The organism is Micromonospora sp. M71_S20, from assembly GCF_003664255.1.
Classification (GTDB): Bacteria; Actinomycetota; Actinomycetes; order Mycobacteriales; family Micromonosporaceae; genus Micromonospora.
Genome location: NZ_RCCV01000001.1, coordinates 4,814,465 through 4,825,661, shown reverse-complemented (window position 1 = coordinate 4,825,661; position 11,197 = coordinate 4,814,465). Strand labels below are relative to the sequence as shown.

General features: G+C 66.1%; 6 protein-coding genes, 3 rRNA genes and 1 pseudogene. 5 read left to right on the top strand and 5 right to left on the bottom strand.

All coding sequences use genetic code 11. From position 1 onward, the window contains the following. Nucleotides 1–71: 71 nt before the first annotated feature. Nucleotides 72–479, bottom strand: a complete 408-nt coding sequence (locus tag DER29_RS20750) for a PaaI family thioesterase (RefSeq protein WP_199729486.1) — start codon at nucleotides 477–479, stop codon at nucleotides 72–74. 82 nt (nucleotides 480–561) lie between these two features. Here DER29_RS20750 and tyrS point away from each other — a divergent pair, with 82 nt between their 5' ends. From tyrS to rrf, 4 genes are all read left to right on the top strand, one after another. Further along, a complete protein-coding gene (tyrS, locus tag DER29_RS20745; RefSeq protein ID WP_121399374.1) occupies nucleotides 562–1,848 on the top strand; it encodes a tyrosine--tRNA ligase in 1,287 nt (428 codons plus the stop codon). A gap of 649 nt (nucleotides 1,849–2,497) precedes the next feature. Next, nucleotides 2,498–4,013, top strand: a 16S ribosomal RNA gene (locus tag DER29_RS20740). Nucleotides 4,014–4,385: 372 nt separating this feature from the next. Next, nucleotides 4,386–7,495 (top strand): 23S ribosomal RNA (locus DER29_RS20735). A gap of 87 nt (nucleotides 7,496–7,582) precedes the next feature. Next, nucleotides 7,583–7,699 (top strand): 5S ribosomal RNA (gene rrf, locus DER29_RS20730). Together the 16S, 23S and 5S rRNA genes form the textbook arrangement of a ribosomal RNA operon. 66 nt (nucleotides 7,700–7,765) lie before the next feature. On the opposite strand, the gene DER29_RS20725 is transcribed toward rrf, so the two are convergent. Next, nucleotides 7,766–8,842 (bottom strand): spore photoproduct lyase family protein, encoded by a 1,077-nt coding sequence (locus DER29_RS20725; protein ID WP_121398841.1) that lies wholly within the window; start codon nucleotides 8,840–8,842, stop codon nucleotides 7,766–7,768. A gap of 86 nt (nucleotides 8,843–8,928) precedes the next feature. On the opposite strand from DER29_RS20725, the gene DER29_RS20720 reads away from it, so the two are divergent. Beyond that, entirely contained in the window at nucleotides 8,929–9,678 is a 750-nt protein-coding gene (locus tag DER29_RS20720) for a DNA-formamidopyrimidine glycosylase family protein (RefSeq protein ID WP_121398839.1), read from the top strand. Nucleotides 9,679–9,763: 85 nt separating this feature from the next. Here DER29_RS20720 and DER29_RS20715 read toward each other — a convergent pair whose 3' ends face one another. The 3 genes and pseudogenes from DER29_RS20715 to DER29_RS20705 all read right to left on the bottom strand — a co-directional run bounded on the left by DER29_RS20715 (nucleotide 9,764) and on the right by DER29_RS20705 (nucleotide 11,155). Continuing rightward, nucleotides 9,764–10,063 carry a BON domain-containing protein gene (locus DER29_RS20715; RefSeq protein ID WP_121398838.1) on the bottom strand — a complete coding sequence of 100 codons (300 nt, stop codon included), beginning with the start codon at nucleotides 10,061–10,063 and terminating at the stop codon, nucleotides 9,764–9,766. Between the two features lie 196 nt (nucleotides 10,064–10,259). Continuing rightward, nucleotides 10,260–10,787, bottom strand: a pseudogene (locus tag DER29_RS20710) (STAS domain-containing protein); the annotation flags it as partial. Further along, entirely contained in the window at nucleotides 10,784–11,155 is a 372-nt protein-coding gene (locus tag DER29_RS20705; RefSeq protein ID WP_121398836.1) for a hypothetical protein, read from the bottom strand. The pseudogene DER29_RS20710 and the gene DER29_RS20705, both read right to left, overlap by 4 nt. Nucleotides 11,156–11,197 lie beyond the last annotated feature (42 nt).

The following is an 11,197-nucleotide window of genomic DNA, read 5'->3' as shown; positions in this document are numbered from 1 at the left end:
ACTGCGCCGGCGGGCCGAGCCGGCGTCCGACGAGGCCGAGGCCGTGCTGGACGAGGCCCGGAGCTGACCGGTCAGGCCGGGTAGAGGTTCTGCAGCCGGACCTGGCCGCGGGCCACGAGCCGGGCGTCGGCGTCGGTGATCTCCACCTGCCAGAGCTGCTGGCTGCGCCCCCGGTGCACGGGCGTGCCCACCGCGGTCAGCTCGCCGTCGCGCACCGCGCGCAGGAAGTCGGTCTGGTTCGACACGCCCACGACGCGTCCGCGCTCGCCCAGCCACAGCGACCCGCCGATGCTGGCGGCCGTCTCGACCACCGAGCAGTACACGCCGCCGTGCTGGATGCCGAACGGTTGGTGCAGCTCCGGGCGGACCTGCCACCGGATCACCACCCGGTCGCCGTCGACCTCGTCGAGCTTGAGGCCGAGCAGGGCGACGAAGCCGCCCGTCAGATCCGGCATGTCCACGGCGTTCCCTCCCTCGATCACGGCGCCGCCAGCCTACGCCGACGTCCGCCCGGCAAACCCGGTACGTTCCGTCCCCGCTCATGGGGGAGAATCGGTGACCGTGACCGACAGCAGCCCCCCGCCGCCCGGGCGGGACTCCCTGACCGACGACCTGCGGTGGCGGGGCCTGATCCAGGACTCCACCGGCCTCGACGAGCTGCGTGCGCTGCTCGACAGCGGCTCCGCCGCCTACTACGTGGGCTTCGACCCGACCGCGCCGAGCCTGCACGTCGGCCATCTCATGCAGGTCGCCACGGCACGTCGGCTCCAACTCGCCGGGCACCGGCCGCTGCTGCTCGTCGGTGGCGCCACCGGCCAGATCGGCGACCCGAAGGAGAGCGCCGAGCGGAGCCTCAACCCGCCCGAGGTGGTCGCCGGCTGGGTGGCCCGGATCCGCGACCAGCTCGCCCCCTTCGTCTCGTACGAGGGGGAGAACGCCGCGCAACTGGTCAACAACCTGGACTGGACCGGTGAGATGTCGGTGGTCGAGTTCCTCCGCGACGTCGGCAAGCACTTCCCGGTCAACAAGATGCTGGCCCGGGAGGTGGTCAGGGCGCGGCTGGAGAGCGGCATCAGCTTCACCGAGTTCAGCTACCAGCTGCTCCAGGCGAACGACTTCTTCGAGCTGCACCGCCGGCACGGCTGCCAGCTCCAGTTCGGCGGCTCGGACCAGTGGGGCAACATCACCGCCGGCGTCGACTACATCCGCCGGCGCGGCGCCGGGCCGGTGCAGGCGTTCACCACGCCGCTGGTGACGAAGTCCGACGGCACGAAGTTCGGCAAGACCGAGGGCGGCGCGATCTGGCTCGATCCCGAGATGACCAGCCCGTACGCGTTCTACCAGTTCTGGGTCAACGTCGACGACCGGGACGTGAGTCGCTACCTGCGGTACTTCAGCTTCCGCTCCCGCGAGGAGCTGGAGGCGCTGGAGAAGGAGACCGCCGAGCGGCCGGCGGCCCGGGCGGCGCAGCGGGCGCTGGCCGAGGAGCTGACCACGCTGGTGCACGGCGAGCGGGAGATGGCGCAGGTGGTGGCCGCGAGCCAGGCGCTCTTCGGCCGCGGTTCGCTGGACGAGCTGGCGCCGGCGACGCTGCGGGCCGCGCTGACCGAGGCCGGCCTGGTCCACGTCGACGAGCTGCCTGATGTCGCCGGGTTGCTGCGCGACTCCGGGCTGGTCCCGAGCCTCAAGGAGGCGCGCCGGGTGATCGCCGAGGGCGGCGCCTACGTGAACAACACCCGGGTCACCGAGACCGACGCCACGGTGGACCCCGGCGACCTGCTGCACGGCCGGTACCTGGTGCTGCGCCGCGGCAAGCGGTCGTTCGCCGGGGTCGAGCTGCGCGGTTAGCCGTACGTCGCCCGACGTGACGCGGGACGCCCTCGGTGGATTTGACGATCGATCCGCCGGGGGCGTAACTTTCTCTCTGCCAGCGCGGAACGGACGAACCGGGGCGAAGCCACCGGAGGCCGGGCGCGGGAATGAGCTTCGGGTCCGGTGTGTTGCACTCACCGGTACCCGGACCGGGCGGTGCCCCCGGATCCGCCGAGAGGCGGATTTGGCGAGGCGGAACCGACCGGGTATGGTTCATCGCCGGTAGGGAACCGGGCGAGCTCGCGGGAGACCGCAGAGCGGCCGGCCTGCCGGAAGTCACGATCGACAACGGCGGAAGCCGATGTCGCGTGGTGCCCGGAAATGGGATCGAAGTGGTGCGGACCGCTGCGAAGCGGTTTGACACGGCGGAAACCAGCGGGTAACGTAGTAAAAGTGCCCGGCGCGGGAAGCGGCGGGTGCGGTGAACGAAATGCCCCGGGTCGGGGGCTCCACGGTGTGGGGTTTCCGGGCGGTGTGTGGTTGTTCTTTGAGAACTCAACAGGGTGCTTGATAAGCCAGTGCCAAATTGATTTATACCCCGGACTGGCAAGCCATTCGTGGTTTGTTGGTCTTGGATTCCTTTGGCAACACTTTTTGTTGCCGGGATGACTGTTTCAACAAGTTTTTGTTGGAGAGTTTGATCCTGGCTCAGGACGAACGCTGGCGGCGTGCTTAACACATGCAAGTCGAGCGGAAAGGCCCTTCGGGGTACTCGAGCGGCGAACGGGTGAGTAACACGTGAGCAACCTGCCCTAGGCTTTGGGATAACCCCGGGAAACCGGGGCTAATACCGAATAGGACCACCGGTCGCATGGTTGGTGGTGGAAAGTTTTTCGGCCTGGGATGGGCTCGCGGCCTATCAGCTTGTTGGTGGGGTGATGGCCTACCAAGGCGACGACGGGTAGCCGGCCTGAGAGGGCGACCGGCCACACTGGGACTGAGACACGGCCCAGACTCCTACGGGAGGCAGCAGTGGGGAATATTGCACAATGGGCGGAAGCCTGATGCAGCGACGCCGCGTGAGGGATGACGGCCTTCGGGTTGTAAACCTCTTTCAGCAGGGACGAAGCGTAAGTGACGGTACCTGCAGAAGAAGCGCCGGCCAACTACGTGCCAGCAGCCGCGGTAAGACGTAGGGCGCGAGCGTTGTCCGGATTTATTGGGCGTAAAGAGCTCGTAGGCGGCTTGTCGCGTCGACTGTGAAAACCCGCAGCTCAACTGCGGGCCTGCAGTCGATACGGGCAGGCTAGAGTTCGGTAGGGGAGACTGGAATTCCTGGTGTAGCGGTGAAATGCGCAGATATCAGGAGGAACACCGGTGGCGAAGGCGGGTCTCTGGGCCGATACTGACGCTGAGGAGCGAAAGCGTGGGGAGCGAACAGGATTAGATACCCTGGTAGTCCACGCTGTAAACGTTGGGCGCTAGGTGTGGGGGGCCTCTCCGGTTCCCTGTGCCGCAGCTAACGCATTAAGCGCCCCGCCTGGGGAGTACGGCCGCAAGGCTAAAACTCAAAGGAATTGACGGGGGCCCGCACAAGCGGCGGAGCATGCGGATTAATTCGATGCAACGCGAAGAACCTTACCTGGGTTTGACATGGCCGCAAAACTCGCAGAGATGTGAGGTCCTTCGGGGGCGGTCACAGGTGGTGCATGGCTGTCGTCAGCTCGTGTCGTGAGATGTTGGGTTAAGTCCCGCAACGAGCGCAACCCTCGTTCGATGTTGCCAGCGCGTTATGGCGGGGACTCATCGAAGACTGCCGGGGTCAACTCGGCAGGAAGGTGGGGATGACGTCAAGTCATCATGCCCCTTATGTCCAGGGCTTCACGCATGCTACAATGGCCGGTACAATGGGCTGCGATTACCGTGAGGTGGAGCGAATCCCAAAAAGCCGGTCTCAGTTCGGATCGGGGTCTGCAACTCGACCCCGTGAAGTCGGAGTCGCTAGTAATCGCAGATCAGCAACGCTGCGGTGAATACGTTCCCGGCCTTGTACACACCGCCCGTCACGTCACGAAAGTCGGCAACACCCGAAGCCGGTGGCCCAACCCTTGTGGGAGGGAGCCGTCGAAGGTGGGGCTGGCGATTGGGACGAAGTCGTAACAGGTAGCCGTACCGGAAGGTGCGGCTGGATCACCTCCTTTCTAAGGAGCACCTTCACCCGAAAGGGTGCAAGGAGCCCGCGACCTGCGAATGTCGGGTCGGGGTGCTCAATGGCGGAGACACTGGCGAGTTTTTTCCTGGCAACGGCCACGATGATCTAGTACACGCCTCCCGGGTGTAGGAGCGGTCGGGTTGGTGCGGCTGGGGAGGGATGCAGAGCACCCTGTTGGGTCCTGAAAGAACAACCGTTGGTTGTTTCTTTCGGAGCCATTGCTTCGCTTGTGGGTGGAGCTGGTTGCCAGGCATGGCCTGGTCTCGCATACCGCCGGCGGTTGTCGGGTTTTGGTGTGGGGCTGTGGGTTGTGGGTTGGTCGTTTGTTGAGAATTGCACAGTGGACGCGAGCATCTTTGTGGTTCAAGTTGTCAAGGGCGAACGGTGGATGCTTGGCACCAGGAGCCGATGAAGGACGTGGGAGGCCGCGATAGGCCTGGGGGAGCTGTCAACCAAGCTGTGATCCCAGGGTGTCCGAATGGGGAAACCTGGCTGGAGTCATGTCCAGTCACCCACACCTGAACACATAGGGTGTGTGGGGGGAACGCGGGGAAGTGAAACATCTCAGTACCCGTAGGAAGAGAAAACAAATAGTGATTCCGTGAGTAGTGGCGAGCGAAAGCGGATTGGAGGCTAAACCGGCTGCGTGTGATACCTGTCAGGGGTTGCGTGGTTTGGGGTTGTGGGACCCTGCTGAACAAGCTGACACTTGTTCGAGAAGTTACAAAGCCAGTTGCTAGCCGAACAGTCTGGAAAGGCTGACCGTAGGCGGTGAGAGTCCGGTAGGTGAAAGTGGCTGGTCTTCTGTGGGTGTTCCCGAGTAGCGGCGGACCCCTGTAATCTGCCGTGAATCTGCCAGGACCACCTGGTAAGCCTAAATACTTCCTGGTGACCGATAGCGGACGAGTACCGTGAGGGAATGGTGAAAAGTACCCCGGGAGGGGAGTGAAATAGTACCTGAAACCGTTCGCCTACAATCCGTCGGAGCCTTGCGGGGTGACGGCGTGCCTTTTGAAGAATGAGCCTGCGAGTTAGTGGCATGTGGCGAGGTTAACCCGTGTGGGGGAGCCGTAGCGAAAGCGAGTCTGAATAGGGCGTTCAGTCGCGTGTCCTAGACCCGAAGCGGAGTGATCTAGCCATGGGCAGGCTGAAGCGCGGGTAAGACCGCGTGGAGGGCCGAACCCACCAACGTTGAAAAGTTGGGGGATGACCTGTGGTTAGGGGTGAAAGGCCAATCAAACTCCGTGATAGCTGGTTCTCCCCGAAATGCATTTAGGTGCAGCGTCGCGTGTTTCTTGCCGGAGGTAGAGCACTGGATGGTCTAGGGGGCCCACAAGCTTACCGAAATCAGCCAAACTCCGAATGCCGGTAAGTGAGAGCGCGGCAGTGAGACTGCGGGGGATAAGCTTCGTAGTCGAGAGGGAAACAGCCCAGATCACCAGCTAAGGCCCCTAAGCGTGTGCTAAGTGGAAAAGGATGTGGGGTCGCATAGACAACCAGGAGGTTGGCTTAGAAGCAGCCACCCTTTAAAGAGTGCGTAATAGCTCACTGGTCAAGTGGTTCCGCGCCGACAATGTAGCGGGGCTCAAGCACACCGCCGAAGCTGTGGCATTCACATTTTTACCTCGCTTGGACTTGATTCCTTGTGCAGGTGTGTGGATGGGGTAGGGGAGCGTCGTGCCGGGGGTGAAGCAGCGGGGTGACCCAGTTGTGGACGCGGCACGAGTGAGAATGCAGGCATGAGTAGCGAAAGAAGGGTGAGAAACCCTTCCGCCGGATGACCAAGGGTTCCAGGGCCAGGCTAATCCGCCCTGGGTGAGTCGGGACCTAAGGCGAGGCCGAGAGGCGTAGTCGATGGACAACGGGTTGATATTCCCGTACCCGCGAAAGAGCGTCCCTGATGAACCTCGTTGTGCTAACCACCCGAACTTGGGGCGGTCTTCGGACCAAACTGGGGGAGCGTGGGAACCTGGCGGGTAGTAGTCAAGCGATGGGGTGACGCAGGAAGGTAGCTGAGCCCGGCCGGTGGTTGTGCCGGGGTAAGCGTGTAGGCCGTGTTGTAGGCAAATCCGCAACACATGAAGGCTGAGACGTGATGCCGAGCCGATTCAGGTGAAGTCAGTGATCCTATGCTGCCGAGAAAAGCCTCTAGCGAGTTCTTAGCGGCCCGTACCCCAAACCGACACAGGTGGTCAGGTAGAGAATACCGAGGCGATCGGGCGAACTGTGGTTAAGGAACTCGGCAAATTGCCCCCGTAACTTAGGGAGAAGGGGGGCCGGAGACGTGAAGCCCCACGCGGGTGGAGCGTTGTATGGCCGCAGAGAGCAGGGGGAAGCGACTGTTTACTAAAAACACAGGTCCATGCGAAGAAGTAATTCGATGTATATGGACTGACGCCTGCCCGGTGCTGGAACGTTAAGGGGACCTGTTAGCTCTTCGGGGCGAAGCGGAGAACTTAAGCGCCAGTAAACGGCGGTGGTAACTATAACCATCCTAAGGTAGCGAAATTCCTTGTCGGGTAAGTTCCGACCTGCACGAATGGCGTAACGACTTCCCCACTGTCTCAACCACAGGCCCGGCGAAATTGCATTACGAGTAAAGATGCTCGTTACGCGCGGCAGGACGGAAAGACCCCGGGACCTTTACTATAGCTTGACATTGGTATCCGAATTAGCTTGTGTAGGATAGGTGGGAGCCGGTGAAGTCCATACGCCAGTATGGGTGGAGGCAATCTTGAAATACCACTCTGGTTGATTTGGGTATCTAACTTCGGACCGTTATCCGGTTCAGGGACAGTGTCTGGTGGGTAGTTTAACTGGGGCGGTTGCCTCCTAAAGGGTAACGGAGGCGCCCAAAGGTTCCCTCAGCCTGGTTGGCAATCAGGTGTTGAGTGCAAGTACACAAGGGAGCTTGACTGTGAGACTGACAGGTCGAGCAGGGACGAAAGTCGGGACTAGTGATCCGGCACTTGCGAGTGGAAGCGGTGTCGCTCAACGGATAAAAGGTACCCCGGGGATAACAGGCTGATCTTCCCCAAGAGTCCATATCGACGGGATGGTTTGGCACCTCGATGTCGGCTCGTCGCATCCTGGGGCTGTAGCAGGTCCCAAGGGTTGGGCTGTTCGCCCATTAAAGCGGTACGCGAGCTGGGTTTAGAACGTCGTGAGACAGTTCGGTCCCTATCCGCCGTGCGCGTAGGATACTTGAGAAGGGCTGTCCCTAGTACGAGAGGACCGGGACGGACGAACCTCTGGTGTGCCAGTTGTCCCGCCAGGGGCACGGCTGGTTAGCTACGTTCGGAAGGGATAACCGCTGAAAGCATCTAAGCGGGAAGCTCGCTTCAAGATGAGGTATCCCACCCACCTTGGTGGGGTAAGGCCCCCAGCTAGACGACTGGGTTGATAGGCCGGAAATGTAAGCCCGGTAACGGGTTCAGTTGACCGGTACTAATAGGCCGAGGACTTGACTACTAAGCTGCTACGCGTCCACTGTGCAACTCTCGATGAACGAACAACAGACCACTCGTGTTGTGGTGTTGTTTGACATGTCGATAGAGTTACGGCGGTCATGGCGGAGGGGAAACGCCCGGTTACATTCCGAACCCGGAAGCTAAGCCCTCCAGCGCCGATGGTACTGCACTCGGGAGGGTGTGGGAGAGTAGGACACCGCCGGACAATCTTTCAGTTCAGGGCCACCCTTCGGGGTGGCCCTGAACTGCTTTCCGTGGTGGAAGATGGCGGTCAGAACGCGTAGCGGACGCGGCAGTACGGCGCCTTCGCGGCGATCAGGTCCGTCAACGCCGCCACGTAGGCGCCCTTGCTGCCGGTGCGGTACCGCACGTTCCAGCCGCCGGTCTGCGACCGCTTCGGCTGCTGGAGATCCGGCCGCCAGAGGACCTCCTCGGCCTTCGGATGCCAGCCGAGGTTCACCTCGTGCAGCCGGTCGTTGTGGGTCAGGAAGATGACCTCGGCGGCGAGCTGCGCCTTCGCGCGGGGGCCGAGCGCGTCGTCGAGCTGGTCGAGCAGCTCCGCCCAGTCGTCCAGCCACCCGTCGCGGACCACCACCGGGCTGAGGTTGACGTGCACCTCGTAGCCGGCCGCGACGAAGTCGTCGACGGCGGCCAGCCGCTCCGCGACCGGAGAGGTCCGGATGTCGAGCAGCTTGGCGTCCCGGGCCGGCATCAGCGAGAACCGGACGCGGGTCCGGCCCCGGGGATCCCAGTCGAGCAGGTCGCGGTTGACGTGCTTCGTGGCGAACGTGGCCTTCGCCGTCGGCAGGTCCCGGAACAGCGTGACCAGGTCCCGGACGTTGTCGGAGACGCGGGCGTCCAGCGAGCAGTCGGAGTTCTCGCCGATGTCGTAGACCCAGGCGGCGGGGTCGCACTGGTTCGGCTCACCCTTGACGCCCTGCCGACCCACGTGCCGCCCCAGGTAGCCGGTGATTCGGTCGATGTTGGCGAAGACCGTCACCGGGTTGCTGTAGCCCTTGCGGCGCGGCACGTAGCAGTAGGCGCACGCCATCGCGCAGCCGTTCGCCGTGGACGGGGCGATGAAGTCGGCCGAGCGGCCGTTCGGGCGGGCGGTGAGGGACTTCTTGACCCCCAGCACCAGGGCCTCCGTCTTGATCCGCACCCACCGGGCCACGTTGGTCTCGTCCCCGTACAGCTCCGGGATGCGGGAGTGGCTCTCGACCTCGACGCGCTCCGCGTCGGGAAAGCGCTCCAGCACGGCCCGCCCACGGGGCAGCGCGGCGGCCTCCGGCTCCACGTAGATCCGCCGGATGTCGAACAGCCGGGAGTGCGGGACAGCGTCGGTCACGAAAGGGGACAACTGCGGACCGATCGCCGTTGTTCCCGTGCCCCGGGCGCGCCGTTTTCGCGCCCGTGCCGCGGGTACCCGGGCGCATGCCCGAGGGCCACCTCGTCCACCGGTACGCGCGCGACCAGCACGCCGCGCTCGCCGGGCAGGTCCTCGCCGCCTCCAGCCCGCAGGGTCGCCTGGACACCGGCCCGTACGACGGGCGGCGGCTGCGCGCGGTGGAGGCGTACGGCAAGCACCTGCTCTACCACGTCGACGACGCGCCGGCCCTGCACGTGCACCTCGGCATGCGTGGGCTGTTCCTGCGCCACGACGACCCGGCCGTCCCGCCCCGTGGGGGCGTCCGGCTGCGCCTGGCCGGTGCCGGCGTCGCGTACGACCTGATCGCGCCCATCCGCTGCGAACCGCTCCCGGGCGACGGCGAGCGGGCGCTGCGGGCCTCGCTGGGCCCGGACCCGCTGCGCGCCGACGCCGACGGAGAGGACGCCGTACGCCGGCTCGGCGCCGCCAGGGGCGCGGTCGGCGCGGCGCTGCTCGACCAGGCGGTGTGGGCGGGTCTCGGCAACGCCTGGCGGGCGGAGCTGCTCTTCCTCGCCGGCCTCGATCCGGACGCCCGGGCGGTCGGGCCGGCGCCGGCCCGCCGGCTGTGGGAGCTCGCCGTCGGGTACCTGGCGCTGGGCCGCGACGTTGGCCAGGTGGTCAGCGACCCGGCGGCACCCGACGAGCGGTGGGTCTACAAGCGGCCGACCTGCCGGCGCTGCGGCGCCCGGGTGCGCACCTGGCAGCTGGGCGGTCGCACGGCGTACGCCTGCCCGGTCGACCAGCCCGCGGCCTGACCGGTCCCCGCGGGACGCCGGGCTCTCCTTCGACCGGGAGGACCCACCTGGCCCGGACGCCGCCGCCGTTCGTCGGGGCCGGCGCTCAGCGGCGGGACCGGCGGGGACCGGCGAGCCGCAGGGCGTTGCAGACGTCGACGACGCCCTGGACGTCCCAGGCGATCTCGCCGGCCACCCGCCGGGTGTCCGGGCCGGCCACGATGCCCGCGAGGATGACGACGCGGTTCTGCACGGTCACCACGATCTGCTGGCGGCGGGTGGTCCAGTCGCTGCTCAACCGCTGGGCGACCAGTGCCGCCAGCCGGCCGTCCTCGTCGTCCGGCGAGGGGCCCGGCGGCTCGGCAGGGAACCCGCCCTCGTCCGGGTACGGCCAGGGGATGAGCATGGCGTGCTTCCTCTCGATGGTTCTGCCGGTTCGGGGCCATCCGGGCCCGGCCACCGGGTCAGCGGGACGACGCCTCGGCCACCGCCGCCGCGGAAAGGCCGCGCGGATCCGGCCCGGCGGTGACGGCCGCCAGCCCGGCGGTGTCACCGGCCCCGCCGGGGGAGAGCCGGCGGACCGCCTCCTGCGGGCTCGCGAAGACCGGGAACAGCCCGTCGAGCCGCATGGTGTGCAGCACGGTGCGGATGAAGCGGGACGGAGCGGCCAGGCAGAGCACGGCGCCCCGCTCCCGGGCGTCGCGGTGGGCCCGGACGAGCAGCCCGAGCCCACCGGCGTCGATGAGGTGCACCCGGGTCAGGTCGACCACCACGTGCCCGTGGACGTCCACCGCCTGCCGCAGGGCGGCCCGCAGCTCGTCGGCGGTGTCGACGTCGATGTTCCCGGTGGCCGTCACCACCGCGACGTCGTCGAGGTGGTCGACGTCCAGCACCCCGCCGCCCGACTGGCCGCCCTGGGCGGCGGCGTCGCCCCCGGCCCCGAGACCCGGCAGGCTGCACCGGGGACAGCGGTGCGGGCCCGTGGCGAACGGCGAGCCGCTCCAGCCGTGTTCGGCCACCAGGGTCCAGACGACCTCGGCGTCGGGCAGGACGCAGGCGGTGCCAGTGGTCGTGTCCCCGCAGTTGTCGCAGATCAACGTCATCAGGTGCTCGTCCGGTACGACGGTCATCGTGTCTTCCTCCACGGGAGGTCGGGCCGTGCCACGCGCCGGCCCGCGACCGGCGGCGTCTGGGCGGTGTCGAGGTCCGGCTCCGTCCCGCCCGGCGGAGCGGCGGCGCGCCGGGGACCGGCCGTGGCCGCCACGAGGGCGACGCCGACGACGGCCGAGCCGGCCGGCACGCCGACGCGCCACGCGGCCGACCCGTCGGTGTCGAGGCCGACGATGCGGGCCAGGATGACGCCGAACAGCGCGGTGACGATCCCCGCCACCAGGGCCAGCCAGACCGGCACCTCCCGCCGGCGCGGGTTCACCCGCCAGCCCGCCCCGGCGACGAGGAGACCGACGGCGAGCGCGGTGACCAGACCGGCGACGGTCATCTGATCCCTCCTGCGGAGCCGGCCGGCCGACGGCAGCCGGCC

What these genes read in the sequence shown, in the direction of transcription:
- DER29_RS20720 (WP_121398839.1), top strand. Translation starts at nt 8,929, where the DNA reads ATGCCCGAGGGCCACCTCGTCCACCGGTACGCGCGCGACCAGCACGCC.
- DER29_RS20715 (WP_121398838.1), bottom strand. Translation starts at nt 10,063, where the DNA reads ATGCTCATCCCCTGGCCGTACCCGGACGAGGGCGGGTTCCCTGCCGAG.
- DER29_RS20705 (WP_121398836.1), bottom strand. Translation starts at nt 11,155, where the DNA reads ATGACCGTCGCCGGTCTGGTCACCGCGCTCGCCGTCGGTCTCCTCGTC.